Genomic DNA, 26,601 nt, shown 5'->3' with positions numbered 1-26,601 from the left:
TTCATTTTTTTAAGCAAAAAAAATTAAAATTTATCTATCATTTTTACATAGGCATTGTATCCTTCAAACAGTATAGTATCTGGGTTAGTAAATTTCACGCCTTTGATTCTTTGCCTGATTTCCAGACAACACATGCCGTGTACCATACTCCAGGTCATGAAAGAAAGCGCTTCTACATTGTGTCCTTTAAAATGACCATTATTCATACATTCTGCAACTGTCTTCTTTACCAATCCGAAAGTTACCGCCCCTTCATCCCAATAATCGTTATCAGATTTTTCAAGATACTCCATCGGCGCTTTAACATTAAACATCAAATCATACATTTCCTGATTTTCGATTGCAAACTTGATATATTCCATCCCCATTTTTTTCAGCCTTTCCATTGGGTCTGCAATAATAAACAACTCTTTAAAATGCTTTCCAAGTTCCTGAAATCCAACACAATGAAGATCATGCAGAATAGCATTTTTATCTTTAAAGTAAACATATACTGTCCCTACACTATAATCTATTTCATCAGCTATATTTCTAATAGTTGTCTGCTCAATTCCCTTCTCTAAAAAAAGCTTTTTTGCTCCTTTCAAAATCAATGCTTTTAAGGCTTCTTTTTCTCTCGCTTTCCTATCTGCTACGCTCATAAATATTATTTTCTCTGCAAATGTATATATTTTTTTTGAACAACGTTCATTTTTAAAGTATTTTTTTTGCCTTTATTTATTTTTCTGAAGGTGTGTGCATCTTTAATCTTTTAGTTAAGAATAAATGCATAAAAGCCTTTGGATAAAATATTTTCTTATTTCCAAAGGCTTTTTTTAACCTACTTTAAATATCCAGTCTATTATTTTAGTAACCTGCCTAATAATTCTTTAACTATTTCATTTACAAACAAATGGAAATAAATTATCCAAATTTGACATACCATAATTGAAAAAAGCAGGGCTTCAATTCTTGAGCCTTTTTTTCTATTGTTACTCAATTAGACAATTAAAACATATGCTGAAATTGGTGTTACCTGCAGTACTGCGGTAAATCAATAGCGAGATAATCCGGGAAAACATTCAGTTTTTGGTGTAGATGACACAAAATTGTCTCCAAGAAGCTATAAAAATTTATTAATTAAAGAGAAAAAAAACAAAAGAGCTGCTGTTAAACAGCTCTTTAAGGTTCTTCATGATAGTTGTATATGCTTACTAATTCAAAATACTTCTAAAATTAAATGAAAAACCAAAATATTTAATATTACAATTTAGTAATATAAGGCTTTGATTCACAACCCACTCCAGCATGTTCTGTTTTGTGAAAAACTATTTCGAAAAGCTTTTATATCCTTCGCTGTTACTTTATTTACTGGATTTTTATAAATTACATCACATCAGCTTTCATTATTTAACATTATATTTTTAATACTGATCATGCAGAATCTCTTTTTCAGAACTTTTAGGTCCTGCCTCTAAACTTTGTTTTTAATAGACTCAATATCCTCCTGTTTTGTTACAGCAGTTTGAGTTAAATTATATGTTCTTAATATTTTTTTAGCTTTTCGGCATTATCGTCAAAATTAATTATCATTACCTAATTATTTGAAAATAAAATAATTATACTTGAAGATACATGAACGCATACTACTTAATACTAAAAAAAATTAACATCATTTTAATTATCTGGAAACGAATTTTATGAGTTTGAATTTTCTATTTTTTAAAATTCTTTACACCTTCCTGAAGCCATTTATAATAAGCTTCAATGTCAGGATTATAAGCCGACGGTTTGTTTAAATCATTTTCGTTATGATCCATCAAAACGTAGTATGGCTGCGCGTTAGTTTTGTATTTTAAGATTTGAAGTTCACTCCATTTTTGCCCTGTATATTTTAAAGTTTTTCCGGTAATTTTAGAAACAACTTGTTCATTTTCCGGCAGAGGTCTTTTGTCATCTACGTATAAAGAAATCAGTACAACATCATTGTTTAATATTGATAAAACTTTTGGGTCAGGCCAGACTCTTTCTTCCATTTTTCGACAGTTTACGCAGGCATAACCTGTAAAATCAATCATTACGGGTTTGTTTACTTTTTTTGCGTAAGCTAAGCCAAGGTCATAATCATGAAATGTGGTAATTCCGTTTGGTCCACTTTCCGCGCCTTCCGGTAAAGCCATTTTTTCAGTATTTACAGTTGTTGTATTTCCAAAACCATTTGGTGATTCACTATATTGTTTTGCGGGAGGAAACCCACTGATGTATTGTAAAGGAGCTCCCCAAAGTCCTGGAATCATGTAAACTACAAAAGAAACAACCAGAATACCTAAGCTTAATCTTCCGACAGAAATATGTGTTAACGGAGAATCATGCGAAAGCTGGATTTTGCCAAACAGATATAATGCGAGAACCGAAAAAATACCAATCCAAATCGCAATAAAAACTTCTCTTTCTAGTAAGTGTAATTGTAAAACCAAGTCGGCATTACTTAAGAATTTCAACGCCAATGCAAGTTCCAGAAATCCCAAAACTACTTTTACAGAATTTAACCAGTCACCGGACTTTGGAAGTGAATTCATCCAGCCCGGAAAAGCAGCGAAAATGGCAAACGGTAATGCAATAGCTAATGAAAAACCAAACATACCTACTATAGGAGCAATTCCTGCCTGACCTGCAGCCTGAACTAATAATGTCCCAACAATTGGTCCTGTGCATGAAAATGAAACCAGTGCCAATGCCAAAGCCATAAAGAAAATGCCAATGAGTCCCCCAACTTCCGATTTCTGGTCGACTTTAGTCATCCATGAACTTGGTAATACGATTTCGAAAGCTCCTAAAAATGAGATTGCAAAAACTACTAATAATAAGAAGAACACGATATTAAAAACAACATTCGTTGCCAGTGCATTTAAGGCATCGGCGCCAAAAACAGCAGTTACAAGACTTCCTAAGATTACATAAATGATAATGATAAAGATTCCGTAGAAAGTGGCATTTCTAATCCCTAAAGCCTTATTTTTACTTTGTTTGGTAAAAAAGCTCACTGTCATTGGGATCATTGGAAAAACACAAGGAGTCAGCAAAGCGGCAAGACCTCCTACAAAGCTAAAGAAAAATAATGTCCAAAGGCTATCATCAGAATTTGGCGATGACAATTTTACAGGATTCTCCTTCGATTTAAGAGTTTCCTTTTCGCTTGCTGTAACAGAAATTGTTGTATCTTTTTTTATTTCCTGCTTTGTAACTGTATCAGTACTAGTTGTTTCAGTTTTTGTTTCTTCTCTGTTTGTCACTGTTACTGCCGGATCTTCTTTTATTGGAATAGCCGATTTTTTGAAGGTGAATTTTAAATCTTTATCACCTGGTGGCAGACAGCTATTGTCATTGCACACCATAAAAAATATGCTGGCATTTATCGTAAAGGCATCTGCTGTTTTGCGTTCTATATTTTGCATAAAAACCGCTTTATCAGCAAAATATTTAATTCGCATATTGAATACAGGATCGTCTAATTCGTGACCGCCCGGTTCTGTAACACCGCCAATTGTTTTATAATTTTTGGATTTCGGAAACGTAAAGGCTGTTGGTGCGGGTCCGCCTTTTGGAACATTTTGTGAATAAATATGCCAGTTTTTATCAATTTTGGCGGTGATAATCAGAGTATACTTATTCTCTCCAATTTCTTTTACTGAAGTCGTAAACGAGACCGGATCGTAAATTTGGGCAGTAAGGTTGCTTATTGTAAAAAGTAAAATGATAAAAAAGATTATTTTTTTCATGACAATTTGGAAGTAAATTTTATATCTCAGAATTTAAATTGTTGTAACGAATTATTTTTTATAACGGTCCATAATCCATTTTGAAACATCATCAAGGACTTCGGGAGAAAAAACCTCGTCGATTTCCTTACTTTCTGCCTGAGTACATTTTATACAATGCTGGTACATATGGTTCAGACCCGGATAAATTTTGGTCGTAACATCAGTACTTTTTAAGTATTTCTTAAAGCTTCCTAAATTTTCTGCTGCAGGAACCATGATATCTTTGTCTCCGTTTACGGCAAATACCGGAATATCTATTTTAGGCAGATAATCTTGTGGATTGTAGTGAATGCTGTATCGGTACCATTTGCGTTCTGCATCATTCCCATAACGGTATATGAAATCTTTTTCACGCCCGCCCCACATATGAATTTCTTTTAGTGTAGTTGAATCTTGTGTTTTTATCCACTCATCCAGTTTTACCTGCAAAACCGGTGTTACAGAATCTGTTGCTTTTGTATCGTAAACAGCTTTAAACATAATGTTGTACATTTCCATTTGTTTGTTTACCACTTTATCTGTAAAACCATAATTTTTTAAAATTGCAGTATTTTGCAGGTTCAGCATTTCCAGCCCGCTAACAGCGACGCCTGACAAACTCACCATGAATTTTACATTTTTATTTCTTGCACTCACGATAGAGGCAATCATACCGCCTTCAGAGTGTCCTATTAAACCGATATGTGAGGCATCAATATTTTTATCACTTTTTAAATAAGCGATCTGAGCATCTACGTCATCAGCAAAATCCCCGGTGGTTGACTCTTTGAAATTGCCGGATGTTTTGCCAATTCCTCTGTCGTCAACCCGAAGCGAAGCAATTCCTTTTCGGGCCAGTTCGTCTGCCAAAACCGTAAAAAATTCTCTTCCCATGTAGGTGTAATTACGATCGTGCTGACCTGTCCCTGAAATTAAAATTGCCAGCGGATATTTCTTTTTCCCTTGTGGGATTGTTAATGTGCCTCCGTAAGTTAGTTTGGTGCTTTTTCCCAAAAAAGTCATATCAATAACCTGATACGGATATGGCTTTTTAGGATGTTGTGCAAAATAAAGAGGCTGTACTTCTTTTTCTTTCTTTAAAATAATATTTGTATTTGGAATGGAATAATAGTCAAAAATTCCTGAAATAGCCGTTTTGTCTGCATTATATTTCCCTTTAAAAGAAAAACCATACATTTCATTTTTAAAAGATATGCTGTCTCCTTTTATGGTGGTTACTACTTTTTTATCAATTTCTAATTCAGGTATTTTAACACTTAGCGAATCGGTTTTGTATTTCGCCAAATCTCCTGACAAAACAACTCTGTATGAATGATGCTGGCCTTGCCAGATAGTTTGTGCAAAACTATACTGGCTGGTCATCATCAAGAAAATTGCCAATCCAAAAAAGACGCTGTTTCTGTTTAAATTAAATAAAACTTTCATTATTTTTTCTCTGCCTTTAAATGCTCAACAACAATTGAAATTTCATCTACTAATTCGCTTGGACTTCCAAAATAACCATTAGACATCCAACGTAATTTTCCACTTGCATCAATAATCATTTTCTCCGGAATTCCGGAAAATTTAAATGCTTTTGCGTACTGTTCATAAGCAACATCCATTTTTCCTGTTTTAGGATTTTTTCCATCATAAAGAACGTTAAAATCAAATCCTTTTTCTTTGATGAAAGCCTGAGTTTGTTCTTTGTAATCCTTGATATATTCCATTGTATCTACAAAATAGAACTTTACATTTTCATCCTTTTTGTATTTATTGACTGCCATCTGCATTCCCGGCATTGCATTTTTACATGGTCCGCACCACATAGCCCAGAAATCAAGTACTACAATTTTTCCTTTCTGGTCAGCCAGTTTTACTCTGCCGCCTTTACTGCTTTCTAAATCAAAACCTGCAATTGGAAGGTTTATTAATTCTGAGATTACTTTCTTTTTATGCTCTTCAATATTACTTAAAGATTTTAGAGATTCTAAGTAAGCATCAAAACCTGCTGTTGCTCCGCCATCTTTCAAATAAAGTTCTTTTAAAGAAGCTAACATTTCAGGAGTTACCTGATTTTGTTTTACCGAAAGTGCCATATAATTTTTAGCATCGGCTGTCTGCCGTTTTCTTAATAACATCCTGATGTAAACCTCATTATATGTAGCATCATTATAGCCGAACAGAGGTTTAATTTTAGCTAAATATTTTTCTTCTACATCATAGTTTTTTGTCTTTTCTGCTAATTTAGCATACGTAAAATATTCTCTGGCAAGCATCTGCAAAGCCTGCTCCTGCCATTCTTTTAGGGATAATTTTCCTACATACATTTTTGGAACAAATGTTAGTCTGTTCTCTAGTTCTGCCATAAAAATATCAGCGTATTTTTTTAATGTGTCTATGTTCGCTTTTTCAGTTCCTTCATGATCTCTGTCAAAAGGAATAGAAACTAAATGCCAGTGGTAATCTAATAAGTTGCCAAAAGAAACTCTTTTTACACTGTTTAAAGCGTAATCATAATCTTTATTATTTACGATATAGCCATAAACAATAGATTTAACCATTTTATCGTAAAACAAACTTTCATAATCGGTGTAAACATCCTCAAATTTGCTTTGTGGAAAATTCTTTTCGAAATCGGCGAACAGTTTTACTTTAGTCTTAAAATCTGTTTCACTAAATACCTTTTGAATTTGTCTGTCTCTTGCTAAAACTCCGTAAGGATATTTTGTTACCAACACTTTTTGAACAGAATCTATAAATACCTTATCAGCTGGATTTTCTAATAAAAATAAAGTCTTCTGAATATCGTATTGTGTTGTATTGTCCAGATTTGGATTTGCCAATAGACCACGCAATTCTTTTTTGATGGCTACACCTTCATCTTTACCCGATGTTAATTGTTTTAATTTTAAGCCATAATAAAAAATCTTTTTACGGCTTTCCGGATGATATTGCAATTCATAATTGATCCACATCAATCCCACCTGATCGGCTATGTATGCGCTGTCATGAACTACATTCGGGACTTCATTCTGAAAGGCCCTGCTTCTCAAAATCCCCCAGCCTGTATAAGATCCGGGAACTTGTGCAAACATGTAACCATTTGGAAATTTTACTCCTCTGTCTACTATTGTATCTGATTTGAAAACACAATTAATAAACGAAGCATGGTTTGAAAGCTTCATTTTGGTTTCCCATTTTTTATCCCCGGCTGCTTTTAAAGTGATGTCGTTTGCAATCCATTTAAAATTATCAAAAGTATATACAACTCCATTTACATACATCGCATTCGCTAAGGGTCCGTTTGCAGCATTATAAGTAATGGTAACTTCATCTCCCGGATTAGGATGTTCAGGAGAAAGAGACAATACAGGTGCAGGTGCATTCTGAGCAAATACTGCAGTTGTAATACTGAATAAAAATAAGATCAGTTTTAAATTTTTCATTTTTTGTTTTTTGAATTGAGTGCACTCAAAAAAATTGGAGTGAACATTTTTAATTAATCGAATTATGGGTTTTGTTGCAGGTTTGGAGCGTAATCAAAATAAATTGGGGCAAATGGCATTTGATAACGTTCACTATTTGGAGCAAGTGTGAAAGACTGTGTACCAAAAACATGTGTAATTGTTTTAGCAAATTCAGGTTCTTTGTTCAGTCGTTTTAAATCAAACCACCTAAAACCGCCTGTTCCCATTAGCTCCCTTCTTCTTTCTGCCAAAACTTTAATCAAAGCATCTTTATTGTCAGTAGCCGTTAAGGCAACATATTCTCCTGCTCTGAATCTTTTTTCTCTTAACTTATTTATTTCTGCCATAGCTAAGTTACCGGAACCTGATCTTGCCAGACATTCTGCTTTTATAAGCATCATTTCCGGTACGGTTGGTCCTGCATTTCTGCTTTCTCCTGTTAAACCTTCTTTAGCATAAGTTCTTCCAATTGTATAATCAAAATTAAAATTACTTGATGGCTGTGTAAACAATACGTAACGTAAATCATTAGTGTCAAACGAATTGATTAATTCATTGCTCAACGATAATATTTGCGGTGAATAACTAAAGGAGTTATAACCATTCCATTTTGATAATATTAATTCTTTATCCTGTTTTCTTGACGGAAAAGATGTAAATTCATAATCTGCCAGATTGTTCAATGTACTTTGTAATGCTAAAGATTTTTCGGCATTTTCTAATGCTAAAGGATAATTACGCATATATAAATAGGTTCTGGACAAAAGTGCATAAGCCGCTGCCTGTGAAGGAAATGCAACATTATTACCAGAATTAACCGGTTTTAATCCTGAATTCACAGCGTCTTTAAGATCACTCAAAATCACATCGTAAGCCTCCTGAACCGAAGTTCTTTTAATATCTTCTGATACTGTTGGAGTTGTAAAAAGCACAATTCCTGGATCTGTCGCAGACGTTGTAGCATCATACGCTTTTCCAAAAGTATTTACTAACGTCAGAAAGATGAAGGCACGGTGTACTTCTGCCTCACCTTTTATGGCTACTTTTTGAGCTTCTGTTCCATTTTTACTTTTCATTACTTCATTGATAACGATGTTAACACTATATAATGCATTATACAAAGCATTCATATCATAATCTATCTCACTGCCAGAATAAACAACGTCAGACCATTTATACAAATTAGTAAAAGGACGATAATAATCGGATGCGCCTAATGCAGTAGTTTGTGCCTCATTTTGAAAACTGATATCATCTGAAGGTATATCTACATTACCATAGGCTTTGTCTAATGTGCTTGTATTTTGCAGAAGGTATCTGTAATTTGATGTTTCTTCCGGTATTAATTTTCCTTCGGTCTTGATATCGACGTAATTATCGCAACTTAAAACAATTGTTCCTAATGCAACAACTGTGATGTATTTTAAATATTTTTTCATCTTTAAAAAAATTAAAAATTAACATTAAAACTAATTGAATACGTTGCCATTGCCGGCAGTTTCATATTAATTCCTGTATAAGGCATAAAATCCGGATCTAAACCATCTTTGTTTTTTCTCCAGAAGAAACCAAGATTTCTGGCTGCAAAAGATATAGAAGCACCTCTTACAAATCCTCTGTCAATCAGGCTGGTCAAATCATATTTTAAAGAAAGCTCTCTGAAACGAATATGATCTCCGTCAATAACCTGGTCATCTCCAAAAACATATCTTACATAACTTAACCCTGTTGATCCCTGAATTCCTGGTACAGAAGTCGTAGCTTCGTCTCCCGGATTTCTCCATCTTTGATCAATATCTGTATTTAAATCGTATTGGTTGAATCTTCCCTGTCTGTTTACGTACCCTCCATAAGTTGGTTTAAACAATACATAGTCAAATTTATAAGTTGCTAAAACGTACAATGATAATTTTTTATAATTGAAAGTCTGGCTAAAGCTTCCGTAATAAGAAGGGATATTGGTTCCCATATATTTCATATCGCCGATTTCTTTTAAAGACGTAAAAGAATTTACAATATTCCCTGCTTTATCGTATACCTGGGTTCTACCGGCTGCATCTAAACCTGCAGATCTGAAAGCAAAGACACTATTTAAAGGATAACCTTCAATTGGTGGTGTTGACCCTGTACCGTTTAAATAAGAACTGTAATTCTGAAGACGGGTATCTGTAACTTCTGTATTGTTAAAAGAAACTACAAGAGCCGAATTCCATGAAAAATCTTTTGTTTTCAGAATAACTCCGTTTAAACTTAAATCGATTCCATGCCCTTCTAAAGTTGCAGCATTTTGTACCAATGTATTGTTTGGCGCTCCGTAAAATGGTGAAACAGGAAAGTCTACAATTAAATCTTTACTATTTTTTTTATAATATTCTACCGTACCATTTAATCTGCTGTTGAAGATCGAAAAATCCAATCCAAAATTTAAGATTCCCGTTTTTTCCCAACGTAAATTAGGATTTGCCGGTTGGCTAATAAAAGCATAAGGCTGTTGCGAAAAAGTATCTAAATCCGCTAAACTGACATTGGTAAATGGAAAAACTTCTAAGTTAATATTTCCGCTATATCCATAACTGGCTCTAAAACTTAAATTATTAACCAGACTTACATCTTTAAGAAAATTTTCATCTTTAATATTCCATTTTGCTCCGGTAGACCATAATGGTGTTCGTCTTAATTTTTTACTTACTCCAAAATTGTTGTAGTCATCTAATCTTGCGCTTCCTGTAAGTGTATATCTATTTTTGAAAGTATAACCGGCATTCGCATAATAAGATAAAAATCTTCTTTTGAAATCTTTATGCACATTTCCATTACCTATAATGTAATTATAGCCGTTAACGTCTACATAATTTTGCGATGGTAAATCTATAGAAGTTTGAGTTTTTGAATTGTAGCCGTAAAGTGTTCTCGAATCCTGAGTATTTCCCGTTTCTCTGGCTTCGATACCTCCGATAGCATTAATCAAATGATCTTCGCCAATAATACCGTCATAATTTAGTTGTCCTCTCATAGTAGAACTGGTTCTTCCAAATCTATTGCTTTGAAAAATTCCTCCTAACGGAATTCCGTACACTAAATCGCCGTTACTGCTTATTGATGTAGCTGAATTAACAGCATCGCGGGTATAATACGTATTTTCATTAAAAATATTATTACTTGTTGATGTTGATGTTTCTACAGAATACGTACCAACAGCATCTAAACCTCTTAATAAAGGAAGTGTAGCTGAAACGGTAGCACCAAAATTCTGCTCATTCATCGTTTTATCCGAATTGTTTAATTCGTCAATATAATTGTAAGTCCACGGTAAATAGCCTCTTTGCTCCAACGGAATTGTTTGTCCGGCATAATAACGACGATAATAATCGACTGAGTTACCATTATCTCCAACGATTTGATCGTAAGGCAATAAAGTAGTTAGTGATGTTCCTAAAGGAGAAAGTCCCAAACCATTGTCATTGTATTTGAAGATAGAACCTCTTAAGTTCGTTGTCATTTTCACATAATTAAAAAGCTTAAAATCCTGATTAGACAATAAAGTCAAACGCTGTCCGTCTTTTCCTTTTGTCTGGGTTTCTTCTTTAGAATAAGAACCAGACATGAAATAAGAATAATCATTCTCTGCTCCACTAAAGGACAAATCATAATTTTGACTTGTTGAAGCTTGTAGTAAATATTTCTCTGTCTGACCATAGGTATTACGTTGACGCAAAATATCTAATCCAGCATCTCTTTGTGCTAAAGTAATATCACCTCTCCTGTATTGAAACATTAAGTCCATACCCTGACTAACAGGCGAAGTAAGCATATAAGTAATATTTTTTGGATCTGTAACCAGATTTTTATCTACAAATTCCTGCTCTAAATTTAAAACCTGAGATGAATTCATCAATGGCAATTTTGATAAAGAAGGTCTATTGGAGAAAGTGTAATTCTGAGAAAAATTGATTCTCGTTTGTCCTTGTTTCCCTTTTTTGGTATTAATAACTATAACTCCGTTTGCTGCTCTTGCCCCATAGATAGAAGCCGCAGCGGCATCTTTCAGAAAAGTAATTTTTTCAATATCATTTGGGTTTATCGTTCTAATATCTAATTCTGTAGGTGTTCCGTCAAGAACAAGTAAAGGCATTGCATTAGTTCCGCCAGCTTCAAAAGTAGATTTACCTCTAATAGCAACATTATAACTCCCTTTTCCTTGATTATTTCCAAATTTATTTTGATACACAAAAGTATTATCAGGATCCTGAACATCCAGCTGAAGACCAGCAACCTGACCTTCTAATCTGTGGAGTACGTTGTTAACAGGGATTTTTTCTAAATCTTTTGCCGTAATTACTGCATAAGATCCTGTTGAACGTTCTTTATCAATGTTTTGATAACCTGTAGAAACGATCTTTACTTCATCCAGTTTGTTGACATCTTCCAGCATAATTGGATTAATAATTAAACTATCCCCAACAGTTACTTCCAGCTTTTTGTAACCCATGTATTCAAAAACGAGCACGTCTCCCTTTTTAGCCATAATTTCATATGAACCGTCAAAATTGGTCGTGGCCATATCTCTGGTTCCTTTTAGCCAGATCGTGGCTCCAATTAAAAATTCTTTTTTAAAATTGGTTACAACTCCTTTTATTTTTACCTTCTCTGCTATTACTGAAGCAGTCACGGTTTTAACTTTGTCATTTATAGAAATGACAATCAATTTGTCATTAATAAATTCTGCTTTGTAGCCATCACCAATAAGTTCTTTGACAACAGCTATTACATCAGCATTATTCGCTTCTAAATTTACTTTTCCCTGAGCATTAAAGACATCATCACTATAAAAAAACTCTACGTTAGTTTTCCTTGTAATGTTTTTTAAAACAGTAGCTATAGATTGATTTTTTGCCTTTATTGTTACTTTTTGCGAGTAGGCAAAAACAACAATATGGCCTAAAAAAATGGATAATAGTAGGGATTTCTTCATAATGCTAAGAAATTTATCCCAAAGAGCGGATTTTACCCCACAATCTTTTGCGGATAGGTTTTTTTTCATACTTTTAAATGTTTTGGTTGGTTAATTGATTTCGAACTCTTTTTTCGACTGAACAATACTAGCCGGGAAATACTGCAATATTTTCCGGTTTTTTTACTTACTTACGGTTACTTCATAGGTTTGGTTTACTTTGGTTATTTTATATTTCACATTCGATACTTTACTGATAATATCAAGCAGACGGTCAATTGGTTCTTCCTTTAAAGCAATTCCGGTAAATCTAATCTGCTCCAGCGATTTGTTTTCAAATTTTGCAGTGAAGTTGTACCATCTTGACATTTTTGCTAGTATGCTTTTCAGGTTTTCATTTTCGAAATAAAATTTTCCGTCTTTCCAGGCTGTATATACTGTGGGATCAACTGCTGCAACAGTTACAGAACCATCATTTTTAATATTTACGCGTGATTGCTGCCCCGGATTTAAAACAATGGATTCTTTTTCTTCAGAAGCAAAATCAGAAACTTTTACTTTTCCTTCGGCAAGGGTAGTTGTGAATACATCGTCTTCCTTATAAGAACTTACATTAAAATGTGTTCCTAAAACCGTAATGTTTCCTGATTTCGTTTTAACAGTAAAAGGACTGTGCAAATTTTTGCTTACTTCAAAATAGGCTTCTCCTTCAAGGGTCACGGCTCGTTTATTACCAGAAAATTCAACAGGATATTTTAATGACGATTTTGAGTTCAGCCAGACCTTTGTCCCATCAGAAAGATTAACGGCGTAGATACCGCCAACAGGCACAATTAAGGTATTTTCTCCTGATGCAGCTCCTTTTAAATCTTTTGCATCATAAACCAAAACCTTATTTACATTGGAGATTACGCCATTTTTTGAAATTATCTTTTCCTTTTTGGCCTCTAACGCTATTACGGTTCCGTCTGCCAGGACCAAAGTTGGACTATTGTATTTGGGAGTAATACTGGTGACTATCGTTTTTGGTTTCTGATTTTCTCCATTATTTTTAAAAACAAAAACAGCAGTAACACTAAGTAAAACCAAAAAAACAGCAGCATATTTGAAAAGTTTTTTATAGTTGTAAAGAGGAACAGCATGCGTATTACTCTGACTGATCTTTTCTCTGATCCTTTCAAAAGCCATATCGGTATCAATGGCACTATAAAATGATTCTTTTGATTTTAAAGTTTCAAAATCAATAACCTTTTGATAATACACTTCATTTTCGGGTAACGAAAGCCATTCCTGCAAAAAAGCATTCTCTTCTGTGAACAATTTCCCTAAAAGCAACTCTTTTCTTATCAGGTCAGCGACTATAAATTCTTTCTTTCCTAAAGACATATTTTTAATATTAAGTATCGGTTATTAACAGTTTAAGTAAATGTTATATAACTAAGAGTACGAAACACCAAAAATGGGTGGAAAGATTTTTAAAAAATTTTAAAGAAATAATAAAATAAATAAAAGTTCTGAATGGTTTTTCAGTTTTACTTTTAATAATTCGATGGCCCGGGCACGTTGTGATTTAACTGTATTGACAGAAATATCAAGCTGTTCGGCGATATCTTTGTATTTCATTCCTTCTAAACAGGATAACTCAAAAACTTCTTTGCATTTTTCAGGCAATGAATTCAAAGCTTCTATTAAAACCGAATATACTTCTTCCTGCAGGATATTAAAATCAAATTCTGATGGTTCATCTGAAAATGTTTCATCGAGCTGGATACTTTTTTGCTGTTTTTTAAGAGCGGCAACAGAACCGTTTTTGACTATGGTATACAGATACGATTTGACATCGTTGACTTTTTCAAACCTTAAACGATTTTCCCAAAGCTGCAACATCACATTTTCGACCACTTCTTCAGCAATAAAAATATCTTTTACTAAACCAAAACTATAACTTACAAGCCTTGGATACAAAGAATAAAACAACTCTTTGTAGTACGTTTCGTCAATTTTGATATTTACTTTTAATGATTTAATCCCCTTTGAGTTTAAGTCAACAAATATATAAGATATATCAACAAAACTAATATTTTGCCAACTATTTAGAATTAAAAACTCTAAATAGCAACAAAAAAGTAAGAATTATTGATTGTTGAATTCGAATAACGAACGTAATGAAAATTAAAATCTTGTTTGATAAATTAGATTTGTTGAGATAAAAAATCTCGTTACACTCTAAAAAAATGAGCATCCAGCCAGCGTTCTTTCCAACTGGCCCATACCTGTTCGAACTGGACTGTATTCTCTTTATAATGGCTATTAAACCATTCTTTTGTTTCAATCATATTCTTATTACCTTTTAAAAAACACAAAAAATCATACTGCTCTTTGTGCAGATCGTAAATGGACAGTTTAAATTTATGCCTTAGCACTACACAATAACTTTCTTTTCCAAAAGGCAGATTGGGATTTTTGTCATTTTTGAATTCAGAATAGTACTTTCGAACAGGAAACTTAAACTTAAATAAGGCAAATACAGGTAACAATTTTAATTCATCTTCTGGGGTATCGATTGTTGCTAATTGGTAGTTTTCTTCCGCTTTTTCATCAAAAAGAACACCAATAGCATATTCAAATCGCGCGAGTTCAATCATAAAATCAATCCAGTCTTCTTTCACATCTTCATTGGCATCGGGTCTGTTATTTTCCAGATATTGTGCAAAATGAGCTCCCAAAAAAGATAAATTGTAATTATAAGAAGGTTTTGAAGCCAAATAATCATCTGCGAAAGCACAAAAAATAGGTTCGCCTAAAGCATATTCTAAAGCACTGAATTGCTGCGACATGCAATTTCGCAGTCGTGCAATATAACTCCTTTGGTAAATAGCTAAGTGTTCCTGAGCAGTAAGTTTTTCTGAATGACAAATTACATCTTCTATTGAAGTGGCATTTTCTGCATTCGAAAGCAAATCATTAGGGTTCACTCCTGTTTGCTGATAAGGATCGAGCAAAAGCTGCTGCATCCATTGCTGAAAGTCCTTTAAAGGTATTTTTACCGTTTTCTGCATCTTTGGAGTCTATAAAAATTTGTCAACAGCGAATAAATTCAATGGATTTGAAACTTGTTCTTCATCAGTAGAAAAAACTTCTTTTTCAACTCCAACAAATGCTGCATCCATATATTGTTTTGATTTCAGTAATTCAGAATGGTACACATCAAAAGCCGGAATGTTCCCATCCCACTCTAATAAAATTGATGCCTGATTGGCCAATTGATAAGCTTGTTGAAATAATTTCCAAACCTGATTATTTACTTCTCTATCGTGTGTATCAATAATATAATTACCGCAATTTTGATGACCTGCCAAATGCATTTGAACTATTTTATCATGTGGAATTCCGTTGATGTATTCTACAGGATCAAAATCATTATTAAAAGAAGATACATAAACGTTGTTTACATCCAAAAGTAATCCACAGCCTGTTTCTTCGGTCATGATTCGTAAAAACTCCCATTCCGGAAGTGTCGAATTATTGAAGGCTGCGTAGGTACTTGGGTTTTCTACAATTAGCGGTCGTTCTAAATAATCCTGAACTTGTCTGATTCGTTTACAAACATGTTTTAATGAATCTTCATTTAACGGAAGCGGCAATAAATCGTGCGAATTGGTGGTTAAAACTCCTGTCCAGCATAAGTGATCGCTGATCCAGCCTGGCTGAACCTCAGTTGCAAGTTGTTTTAAACTCTTTAGATAATCAAAATTTAACGGATCAGTGCTTCCTATAGAAAGCGATACCCCGTGCATTACCACGGGATATTTTTCTGCTATTTGTTGTAAAATATATCTTGGACGTCCATGTGAATCCATGAAATTCTCAGAAATTACCTCAAACCAGTCTACGGCAGGGTTTTTCTCCAGAATATGTTCAAAATGCTGGCTTCTGAGTCCTAATCCCAATCCTAAATTGGGTAATCCAAGTCTAGTGTCCATTATTTTTGGGTTGACAATTTGAAAGACTCTCCGGTAGTTTTTTAGCGCTTTCTTCTTCCATTTTCAAAACTCTTTCCGCTGCCGCAGCTTTTCTTTCAGCAGGGTTATTGATGTAGGAACAAAATCTTGAACCGCTTTGTCCGCAAGAAGAATAATCTACGCCTGAAGTCCCGCGAATGGAATTTACGTATTCATCGCTTGGTCCGTATTGCTGCGGAGCTTCACCAAAGGATTCTCCGTTTTTTATTCTTTTTTCTTCAAAGCGTATTCTTGCCAATTGCCAAACGCTAAGTCCTTTATTAGGGCCTTGTGCCATAAAACGGGAAGACAAAATAGGCACACCGCAACTGCCCTGATAACGACAATCATTTTCGCCGGGATGGCAAAGTTCTTCAGTCGTTCCAAAAATCCCGCAGCCTCCCTGCCCTTTACAGGCATTTAAGGTGTGGCAGGGATGGCCAACTGCTGTTGAGCAATCGCCTTGACCTGCACAATCATTATTTCCTGAATATCCCGCATTTTTGCATGAATTGAGCCCCATGCATACATGAAGTTCTTTAGTTACTAATTCTGACATGTTGTCTATTTTTATATTAATGATTATGTCTATAAGGTGTATCTGGTACTTTAGGAATATCGGCTTCAATGCTGTAATCCAATCCTACATCTGGTAAAGACGGGAAATAGTTTTCGCTTTTTATAGCCCAGCCCCAATTAACAGGATCGGCTTTCGCCAATTGATCCACCACACTCATGATTTGTGCTTTTGGTCTTAAGAAACTTTGCTCAAACGAAAAAGGTTCAAATGTTAAAGCGCCTTTATAAGCCTGATTGCCTTTAGTATAAGTGTATTGATTAATTTGGTTACCAACTCCACTCAAAAGCCAGATCATTGATTTATGAATACCAAAAATGAACAAATCATATTGTGTACTTTCGTCTTTATAGTAGCAGGCTTCAATCATTAAAAGGATATAAGCAAAAACTGCATTCCCTAATTGTGAACATAATGCCAGTGCCTGATTGCCCGAAGCTATGTAATCGGCTGTTTTAGGATTAGCATCAGTATCATATACAAAATAGCTGAAGAAATCATCTAATCCCTGAATGTTGCGAAACTTTTGCTGATAATGCCCGCCAAGTGTGTAGGCTTCAAGAAATTTGGCAAAATGAGCAGGTTCTTTCCCAGAATCATCATAATCACCTTCCCAAAAAACTACTTTCCCATCAACAATATCCATAGCAACCGGCATTTTATTTTCGCCCCAAATTAAGGTATGCTGCTTGTATTTACTTTTTCCTTCTCCCTGTTCAATGATGCGATGTATCGCTTCAATTGCCGATTGAGCGTCGTGTACCCCAACAAGTCCTTCACTATCATCTGTATTGGCAAATTGCGGATTGTGCTCTCTGTCATAATGAACCGTATTCATTGAATTTTGAGAATAATACGGTCTCGGACGATCCGGATTATCCGGAGGAAGCAATTGCGGTCTATAATTATAAGGTCCCGGGAAATCCTCATTTATACATTTGATAATCATTTCATACAAACGTCCTATCGTCTGATATTCAACCGTATTCAGCAATTGTTCATTTGCATACGGATCTTTAAACGGTTCAGGGCTTTCAATTTGTAAAAATGTAGTCAATTGCTTCAATGACAATTTTGCAGCATTAATTTGAAATTCAGGAATATGTCCATCTAGTTGTGTTGGAAATGTTAATGCTTTTCCAATTCCCATTAAATCAGGCGCTGCCTGACAAACTGCTTGTTTCACATTGCATGAAAGTGCCAGATGCAGCATTTCTTCGATCACAACGCTCATAATTAAGGCAGCCGATTTATTCGAATAAACTAATATATCGAGTTTCAGTTCTTGCGCCAATTCGTCGATTTCGGCAGCAGTACGCACGCCGGATTGTGAAAGCTGAGCATGAAGTTTAGCATACAGTTTATCCTGATCCTGTGCTCTGTTTATCGAATAATAGGTCGATAAATACGTTGGGATTGTAGCAAGCTCCAGCGCAATTGCCTGCTGCATTACCTCTTTGATATTCTCTTTTGTTACCGAAGTAGAAAAGTTAAATAGTTTTTTGGTTTTCATTTGTTTTTGGTTAAAATAGATTATTCCGGACTGATAAATGGATAGTATTTTTCGTCAATAATAGGTTCGATTCCAAAGAAATCATTCAGAACAGATTCGGCAGTACAAAATGCACCTTCTACCCAAGCCTGATCGTTTGAATAGGTTTCTCCAACAATAAAAATTTCGGAGTCTGTATTTGGAACGAGCTGAGATGGTTTTCTAATTTTTCTTTGCACATCACCTAAATTATAATGCGATTTATAGGCATGATATCCTGCATTAAAAGGAGGAAGTGACCAGTCCATATATCTCGTCTCTAAAGGTTCAGGCACATACGAATAATCAGCCTGCGGCCCAAAATGCAATGATGCCAGCTGTGAACGAAGCATTTTTACCATTACAGGAGTAGCTTCTCTTGGCCCTTCAAGCGGCTGACAGTCTCTGGATTCAGGAATTTCGCGCGTAGCATTTGGTCCAAGTTCTAAAGGTTTCCAGAATGTTGCATATTGAATATCATCGTAACTGGCCAAAATACCGTATACTTTTTTTCCTTTTCCGTCTCTGGCATTATCCCCAAAATAAACTACTTGTCGAATCGGCATATCGGTAATACTTGGGCCAATAGTATCTAGTTCTGCAATCTGCGCAATTTGTTTTTCTTCTTTAAAAGTTAAACGTTCCTGAATTGCGTTTTCTACAGCAGCTATAAAACTGGCTTTGTCATTAAAGGTATTTGCTATAATAACCGGATTTTTAGCCTTTTCTATTTCTTTAAGATATTTAGATGGAAAATTCTCTTTTTTTAATTTCTCTATTCCTTCCTGAGTTAAAAAATAACTTGTAATCTTAGCAGGATAAGTTGGGCTTCCGGCCTCGGTTACTCTCCACCAGGGTGTATCGAAAAACATTCCTATTTTGTATGAAGGTTCCATCAATACAGACTCTAAATACAGCTGTACTTTTTCATGATTTAATACATCTACACCTTCTGCATCGCTATATCTAGATGCCTGTGCTACTAATTCAATAGCTGCTCTTGGCATAGCAAGAAATGCTGCATCGCATTTTTTTCTTTCTGCAAGCGCATCAGGATCTTTACGCGTTGCAGTTGTAAAATGCACTCCAGATTTGGTATGCACAATAGAACGCAATCTAATGTTTGGATAATAATTGAATATGATTCCTTTTTGTTTTGCCAGTTTTTCAACTTCTTCAAATAAGGAATCAAATAAGCTCGAATATCCTTTTATTAAAGTTTTGTATTCCGTTCCCGGAAGAAACTCATCATTAACATTAAATGACTGAGCGCTATTACTGTTTACTACGTTTGAACTATAACCATTTCCATCAGATAGATAGCTAAATCCTTCCTGGTCAAGCATGTCATAACCCAGGTTCCAATATCCAATTTCTTTTAGCAAATCTCCTTTTTGGTAGATTGAACTATCAGGCATATCAATATTGATCCTTCCTTCTTCATAAAATTTGCACCATTCTCTTCGGGTAGTCGGCCCTGATGTTTGTGTAATTGCTACAGATTGTATCGTTGTAAACCCATCATCTGGCGGAGCATCCTGAGCGTAATTGTTTGCAAAATACGGAGCTGGCTGGTTAGAATTGATATCTGAGATATACATGTTTTTTGAACGCAAAGACATCAATGGGTCTGCTGACTCATTAAACGGAACTGAATCTTTCTTTAAATCCAGTTCTTCAATGGTTTTAGTTACTAAACGGTGTCCGGGTCCTTCAGGAGTTCCATCCCAATATAAATATCTCATACCTCCTAATTCAAGGTACGAATTGTCTTTGTCGTCTTTATAATGCCATGTACAAACACGTGCGCCCGGTTCTCTGGTTCCCGGATTTTTTTAGAAAAATCATATTTTCCCCAGTCGTAAAGTTCTAATACATCGCCCTTAACGAGCATTTTTTCGTTTTTGGCGAGTTTAGATTTTCCATCGAGTAACCTCCACGCCGTATAGAGTCCGGCTGCACCTGCTCCAAAAATAGAGTATGTTTTTTTGCTCATGATAGTATATTTTTAAATTTTTTAGTAGTTATAGATAGTGGTTTTATTCATTTCCCAGTCTTGCCATTTGCTGTGCCAGATCTTTTTGAGGAATTACAATTTCTACCAGAGTTGGAAGATTTGATTTTTTCTTAAGTTTTAGAAGCACTTCGTCTAGTTCTGAGACAGTTTCAGCACGATAACTGTTTGCACCAAAAGCTTTGGCAAGTGCCTGATAATCCCATTTTGGAAGAATATCAAATGCGTCAAACTTATGATCCGGGCCAGCTTTAAACGAGTCCATGTCAACATATACCTGCTCAATTGCATATACTCCATTGCTCATTACAAAAATTACAGAGTTGATGTTGTATTTTACAAGAGTTGAAAGTGATTGTGCAATCATAATAAAACCACCGTCACCGGCTACAGTCCAGGCTTGTTTACCGCTTCCCAACTGAGCTCCTGAAGCTGCACCGGTTTCAAAACCAATACACTGCCACGCAGCCGAAGAAATATAAGCGTTTTGAGACAATCCGTAAATATTGGTAGCCACGTACATTGATGAACTTACTCCAAAAGTCATTACAATATCGTCCAGCATTTTTTCTTTTTTTAGAAAAGATGTTGCATGTTCAAAAAAGCGGTTAAACGTTATTACTTCCGGAGTTAAATCGTATTTAGGATCTGAGTTAGATCGCCAAGGTTCAGGAAATTTTGGCTGAGCCGGAGCTATAGCTTTTAAAGGATATCCAGAAGCTTTTTTAAAGCGCTCTGTTAAGGCTTCGATAAAGTCTTTTAAAGTTACTCCCGAATAAGTAAAATAACCAACTCTAGTTTCCTGAGTAGTTACTTGAATCATATCCGAAAATTTATTTTCTACCAGCCATAAATAATCATCGGTAATAATAGTTCCTAAAGATAAAATACAGTCAGAAGCTTCGACTAATTTTATAACTTCCGGTATTGAAGCCTGATCAGAATAGGTACCGATAAATTTATCGCCTTTTTCATCGAGAACCGTTTTTCCAAGTGAAGTTGTAGTGTACAACATTCCGCTGGCTTTAATAAGTTCTTCTAATTGCTTTGTTAGTTTATGTCGCAAAAGCTCTACTCCTGCAAAAATCAAAGGATTTTTTGACTGACTAATTTGTGACCATGCCTGAGAAACAGCATTTTCAAGTGCTGCTGGTTCACTTTTTATTATTTCAGGTTCTAGTTTTTTACTGGAAGGTTTTGGGCAAGGTTCGCCCCACACCTCTTTATAACATGCTATATAAACAGGTCTTTGGTGTGTAAGTGCTGCGATAAGTAATTTGTCAATTTTTTCTGGAGCGCCTGCAGAAGTACTCAATGTCTCGGCAGCAACAGTTACTCTTTCATAAACTTCCTGATCTGCGTTAACATTGCCTGTAGAGTGATGGTAAAGTACATTATACATACTTCCAATTTGTCGTGCATCGGCTCCGGGTGTGGCACTAATTACAACAACTGGACTGCGTTCTACATAAGCTCCTGCAATAGCATTTAATGCGCTAAAAGTACTTACTCCGTATTGTAAAGATACAGCGGCTAAACCTCTGGTGCGCGCGTAAGCATCTGCCGCGTAAGAAGCATCTAATTCGTTTGAAGTCCCAATGGTTTCAATTCCGTCAAAGTATTCCAGAGCCTGTGTAAAATGCTTTACATAATCTCCCGGAATTTGAAAAACCTCGGTGACATTTAATTGTTTGAGTCGGGTTAGCAGATAATCTGCGACCGTAAATTCTTTGGTAGGTTTCATTTTTTGGTTATTAGAATTAGGAGTATTTTTGTTTTCAGTAATAAATCTCTTCAGCAATAAAACTGAAGAGATTTATATTAGTCTTTTAAATTTTGATACGCACTTGCAGACTGCCAATATTATCAGCTAATCCTGCTCCGTATTCAGCATTTAAATCATCGTTGATGCATAACTTCAATGGTCCGCTTTGAACTGCAGGAGTTGTAACGGGTCCATTTCCAATATAAAATGGAGCGTTATTTCCAACTTGTCCTATAAGTGATCCCATATTTACATTTTGAACAGGATATCCTGATTGCGTTATAATAATTCCCGGACATCCATTTGCGTCATACAGGTTACCGTAATTTGTTTGCGGATCTGCTGTCCATAGACCAGATTCGTAACTTATTGTTATTGTATTACCTGGCTGTACGGCGATTCCGGTATTTTGCCATGCTTGATTTGCATTAACCGGAACAAAGGTTTCTACCAGCTGTAAAGTATTGGCATCGATATGCAAAAACTGAGTTGGCATACCATTAATCAAAAATTGTAAAACAATATTTTGAATGTATTGTAACTGAGTCGTTCCGTTACTTAAATTTTCAACATACCAAGTGGTGGTCATGGAAAGCACTTTTCCAAAAGAAGTTTCAAAATTTATATTGCTTACTGCACCACCTTCATTATTTGTACTTACCGTAATACTTGAGTAGCTGTCAACCGTAATCCCCTGACTGTTCAATGCCTTTAATTGAGTTGTCAAATAGGTTGACGGATCAATTATCGTAGGATCTGTAAACGGTAATTTCGTTCTGTCTGCAGTTGGAAAAACCGGATTTCCTGTTCCCGAAGCAACTGGTCCTCCCGTCATTAAAACTGAAACACCATGAGGTACAGAAATTTGTTTGTTGTACTGAGTTGCCGGATTTTGTACAGGAATTGGATTTGAATCCGGAACAAAACCAGGACCATAAGGACCTTCAACCTGATTTTGTATTACGTGATAAAGCCACGTTCCGTTCTCAGCATGAATTAAAGTATTCTGAATTGGCTGTGCTCCGTTTGGATCGGCATTGTTGGCAATGTAAACTCTTTGTTCATAAAACAACACGCTGCTTGCCTGTGTATATTGCCCTTCCCTATTTGGTGCACCGCCAGCTATAGCCGAAAATGAGATTTCTTCGAAATAAGGAAAGTTTTTAGTGATATAACCACTTGGAGCATCTGTTTGCGGCAAAGGCATAACATTGTAACCTGTGGCATTTGCTCCCGTGGGACTATTCCAGGTGCCAATAAAACTATTTATAAGCCCAAGATTATTAGTACCAATAACCGGCGGCTGATTTGTTGTTGATACAAGCGGAGTTGTAATGTCTGGAATTACCGCTGGTGCTGCAGCTGGTGTTGTTATTGCTGTTCCAGATGTTTGTTGAGCCTGATAAGGGCATTTTTGCTGTTGTAAACCGTTTAAATTTTCCATTTTGTTATGTATTTTGTTCCTTTTCAGGTTAGTTACGTATCGTTTAGGAAAGTGATTCTAAGGCACATTAGCGCATGCATCTTATCTCATTTCTGTAATAAAATTAGTGTGAGGCCATAGTTCAAATTAAAAAAAAGGCATGAGTGCGGGATTTTTATCCATGAGAGGTCGAAATAAAAGCACAAGACTCTTTCGTTATATATTAATAATCGCTTCCCGATATCTAAATATGAAAAGAATAGATGTGCAAAAAAGACGGAGTGACAATTTAAATACACATGTTAAAACATTGTAATAATCGTCAACAAATTGAATGTTCAAAACCTCACAATTTTCATGTGGGAATCGTGGCACAGCGTCCAAAAAAAATTAGGAGTGTATTATGAACAGGTTGAGGCGATTTTGTTATGATCCCTCTTTGTCTAACTAACAGCTAAGTCAAATTAAGTAGAAAAATGTTGCGTAATAAGTTTCTTAGAAAATTAAAAAAGTCAATAAAATTTAAGTGTACCGAATTTTTAGATTCGAAAACAGTAAAACTTTTTAGAATGTAAAAGATTTAAATAGATATACTTAATTCTAGATGCAGAATCGATGCATCTATTTTAAGGAACATTTTAACTCTCTAATAAAATCATTTAAAGAGTGAAGTTCTAAATCATTACTACATCAAAAATGTTATAAAAATGATTAATCTGAGATTTGTTGCAAAATTGTGGCACATTGATTTTCGCGAAAGCAAAAACTAGCAAAAACAAGGTCTGTCGAGTTTAGGTTCGAATCGGATGTACCACAACAATATAAAATTTAACCCATATAAATAATATGTGTTTGTATTTTTGCCTCTGCTAGTAAAGATTTCAAGAAGTGTTGAACTTTTTGTTATATTATTCTTCGATGACTTTGCAAAAACAGATTACAGATTTACAGTAAGGCCTAATAGCTTATTAAATGCTGTAATAATGTGTTTAAACATTGTCAGAGAAATTTATAGTGATTCGTTTATTTTTAAATCAAATTATAAACCTTCTTTCAAATGTTTATAATTTGATTTAATGGTGTCAAGGACTTCCTCCATTTTGCCTCCAAGCATTAATCTTGTCATTGATTTTGCCATTCCCAGAACTTGTTTCCATTCGACTTTTGGCGGCATAGCAAGTGAATTTGGATTAGTAAAAATATTTAGTAAAACTGGCCCATCATGAAGAAATGCATCTTTGATAGCACCTTCAACCTCTTCCGGTCTATGAACGTTTACTCCTTGAAATCCCATTGCCTGAGCAATCATTCCAAAATCCGGATTTATCATATCCGTTTCGTTATCAGGCAATCCAATAACTTCCATTTCAAGCTTTACCATACCTAAAGCCCGATTATTAAACACAATGATTTTGATAGGTATTTTATATTGATTAACCGTTGCTAAATCTCCCATCAGCATAGATAAACCTCCGTCTCCGCACATTGCAATAACTTGTTTTTCAGGATGCGCCAAGGCCGCTCCAATAGCCATAGGCATTGCATTTGCCATAGAGCCATGGTTAAAAGAACCGAGCATTTTGCGCGCTCCCGTACCTTTAATAAAACGTGCTCCCCAAACACATGTCATTCCTGTGTCTACTGTAAAAATAGCATTTTGATCTGCCAATTTATCAATAATATGTGCTACATATTCGGGCTGAATATTATCTTCTCCCCCATTATCAGCAATGTAAGTATTCATATTTTCTTTTACTGTGCTGTACAGTTTTAGCTGAGCTTGTAAAAAACTATCGTCTGTCTTTGTTTCGACCAACGGCAACAGGGCTTCAATAGTATCTGAAACATCACCACACAAGCCCATATACAGATTGGCGCGTCTTCCCAAACGTTCAGAACTTGTATCTATCTGTATAATTTTATTGTCAACAGGCATAAATTTATCGTAAGGAAAATCAGTTCCCAACAACAATACAAGATCGGATTCGTGCATGCTGTGATAAGCTGAAGGCTGCCCTAACAGACCTGTCATTCCAATTTCATTTGGATTATCAGGCTGAATGCTCATTTTTCCACGGAATGAATATCCGACAGGAGCTTTAATATGTTTTGATAATTCGACAACCTGATCATGTGCTTTTTCGGCTCCAATCCCGCAGAACAAAGTTATTTTGAAGCTTTCATTAATTGTTTTTGCTAATAATTGTAATTCAGAATCTGAAGGCCTGATAACGGGATTGCAATAAAAATACTGGGTAGATATATTGCTTTGTACTGCTTCCAACTCTGAAACGTCACCTGGCAAACCAATAACAGCAACGCCTTTTTTACCTAATGCATGTTGTATAGCAGTTTGTATAATTCGGGGAGCCTGTTCGGCGGTCATGATCATTTGATTATAACAACTGCAATCATCAAAAAGTTTAATTGTATTTGTTTCCTGAAAATAATCCATTCCCATTTCGCTGGTGTTGATGGTCGAAGCAATAGCAAGTAAAGGAATATGAGAGCGGTGGGCATCATACAAACCATTTATTAAATGGACATGGCCAGGACCGCAGCTTCCTGCACAGACCGCGAAACCATCAAGCTCTGCTTCAGCCGCAGCGGCATAAGCTCCGACTTCTTCATGACGGACATGAATCCATTTTATCCTGCCGTCCCTTCTTATGGCATCATTAAAATAATTTAAACTATCGCCAGTTACTGCATATACACGTTTTACTCCGGCTTCTACCAACATTTCTACTAATTGTTCTGCAACTATTTTACTCATGGATTATGTTTTAGAATTGATAATTTTTGTATTATAAAATTGATTTAAAAAGTATTTTTAAATGAGGCATGCATGTTAAACATTAACACTGTGGCTGCCTTACTTAAATTTAGTGAATTAATTTTATAGAGAAAACCAATTCGTGTTAAATAAAAACTATCTTAATCCAATCTCCTTGTCATCAGAAAAAAAGATCAATTTAAAAAATCATTATTAGAGCTTTACAAGATAAACCGTCAAATAAGACTGGTAATTTTTAAATTTAAAACCTCCTCTTAAAAATTTCATTTATTATGTAAAAAGAGGCTATCCAA

17 protein-coding genes are annotated in these 26,601 nt (G+C 35.2%); all 17 read right to left on the bottom strand.

The genetic code is table 11. The features are described from left to right. Positions 1-23: 23 nt before the first annotated feature. Positions 24-641: a TetR/AcrR family transcriptional regulator gene (locus tag P5P89_RS19570; RefSeq protein WP_278009829.1), complete on the bottom strand. Its 618-nt coding sequence runs from the start codon at positions 639-641 to the stop codon at positions 24-26. A gap of 1,053 nt (positions 642-1,694) precedes the next feature. Further along, entirely contained in the window at positions 1,695-3,758 is a 2,064-nt protein-coding gene (locus P5P89_RS19565; protein ID WP_278009828.1) for a protein-disulfide reductase DsbD family protein, read from the bottom strand. 51 nt (positions 3,759-3,809) lie between these two features. Continuing rightward, positions 3,810-5,225: an alpha/beta hydrolase family protein gene (locus P5P89_RS19560; RefSeq protein WP_278009827.1), complete on the bottom strand. Its 1,416-nt coding sequence runs from the start codon at positions 5,223-5,225 to the stop codon at positions 3,810-3,812. Beyond that, complete coding sequence (locus P5P89_RS19555) at positions 5,225-7,228, bottom strand: TlpA family protein disulfide reductase (RefSeq protein ID WP_278009826.1); 2,004 nt, start codon at positions 7,226-7,228, stop codon at positions 5,225-5,227. Before P5P89_RS19555 ends, P5P89_RS19560 begins: the two co-directional genes overlap by 1 nt. Before the next feature lie 62 nt (positions 7,229-7,290). Next, positions 7,291-8,688, bottom strand: a complete 1,398-nt coding sequence (locus P5P89_RS19550) for a RagB/SusD family nutrient uptake outer membrane protein (RefSeq protein ID WP_278009825.1) — start codon at positions 8,686-8,688, stop codon at positions 7,291-7,293. An 11-nt stretch (positions 8,689-8,699) separates the two neighbouring features. Next, positions 8,700-12,290 carry a SusC/RagA family TonB-linked outer membrane protein gene (locus P5P89_RS19545; protein ID WP_278009824.1) on the bottom strand — a complete coding sequence of 1,197 codons (3,591 nt, stop codon included), beginning with the start codon at positions 12,288-12,290 and terminating at the stop codon, positions 8,700-8,702. 93 nt (positions 12,291-12,383) lie between these two features. Further along, positions 12,384-13,586 carry a FecR family protein gene (locus tag P5P89_RS19540; RefSeq protein WP_278009823.1) on the bottom strand — a complete coding sequence of 401 codons (1,203 nt, stop codon included), beginning with the start codon at positions 13,584-13,586 and terminating at the stop codon, positions 12,384-12,386. Between the two features lie 99 nt (positions 13,587-13,685). After that, positions 13,686-14,165, bottom strand: coding sequence for an RNA polymerase sigma-70 factor (locus P5P89_RS19535; RefSeq protein ID WP_278009822.1), 480 nt, complete (start codon positions 14,163-14,165; stop codon positions 13,686-13,688). Positions 14,166-14,419: 254 nt separating this feature from the next. Next, positions 14,420-15,259: an HvfC/BufC N-terminal domain-containing protein gene (locus P5P89_RS19530; protein ID WP_278009821.1), complete on the bottom strand. Its 840-nt coding sequence runs from the start codon at positions 15,257-15,259 to the stop codon at positions 14,420-14,422. Positions 15,260-15,268: 9 nt separating this feature from the next. Further along, complete coding sequence (gene bufB, locus P5P89_RS19525) at positions 15,269-16,183, bottom strand: MNIO family bufferin maturase (protein WP_278009820.1); 915 nt, start codon at positions 16,181-16,183, stop codon at positions 15,269-15,271. After that, positions 16,173-16,760, bottom strand: coding sequence for a hypothetical protein (locus P5P89_RS19520; protein WP_278009819.1), 588 nt, complete (start codon positions 16,758-16,760; stop codon positions 16,173-16,175). Before P5P89_RS19520 ends, bufB begins: the two co-directional genes overlap by 11 nt. A gap of 16 nt (positions 16,761-16,776) precedes the next feature. Further along, positions 16,777-18,291, bottom strand: coding sequence for a ferritin-like domain-containing protein (locus P5P89_RS19515; protein ID WP_278009818.1), 1,515 nt, complete (start codon positions 18,289-18,291; stop codon positions 16,777-16,779). 20 nt (positions 18,292-18,311) lie between these two features. Continuing rightward, positions 18,312-20,054, bottom strand: coding sequence for a flavin monoamine oxidase family protein (locus P5P89_RS19510; RefSeq protein ID WP_278009817.1), 1,743 nt, complete (start codon positions 20,052-20,054; stop codon positions 18,312-18,314). A gap of 5 nt (positions 20,055-20,059) precedes the next feature. Beyond that, positions 20,060-20,305 carry a hypothetical protein gene (locus P5P89_RS19505; RefSeq protein ID WP_278009816.1) on the bottom strand — a complete coding sequence of 82 codons (246 nt, stop codon included), beginning with the start codon at positions 20,303-20,305 and terminating at the stop codon, positions 20,060-20,062. Positions 20,306-20,348: 43 nt separating this feature from the next. Next, positions 20,349-22,067 carry an alpha-keto acid decarboxylase family protein gene (locus P5P89_RS19500; protein ID WP_278009815.1) on the bottom strand — a complete coding sequence of 573 codons (1,719 nt, stop codon included), beginning with the start codon at positions 22,065-22,067 and terminating at the stop codon, positions 20,349-20,351. Between the two features lie 85 nt (positions 22,068-22,152). Beyond that, positions 22,153-23,532: a heme-binding protein gene (locus P5P89_RS19495; RefSeq protein ID WP_278009814.1), complete on the bottom strand. Its 1,380-nt coding sequence runs from the start codon at positions 23,530-23,532 to the stop codon at positions 22,153-22,155. Between the two features lie 1,018 nt (positions 23,533-24,550). After that, a complete protein-coding gene (locus P5P89_RS19490; RefSeq protein WP_278009813.1) occupies positions 24,551-26,287 on the bottom strand; it encodes a thiamine pyrophosphate-dependent enzyme in 1,737 nt (578 codons plus the stop codon). Positions 26,288-26,601: the final 314 nt, after the last annotated feature.

This window comes from Flavobacterium gyeonganense, from assembly GCF_029625295.1.
Classification (GTDB): Bacteria; Bacteroidota; Bacteroidia; order Flavobacteriales; family Flavobacteriaceae; genus Flavobacterium; species Flavobacterium gyeonganense.
This window is presented reverse-complemented; position numbering and strand designations above follow the sequence as displayed.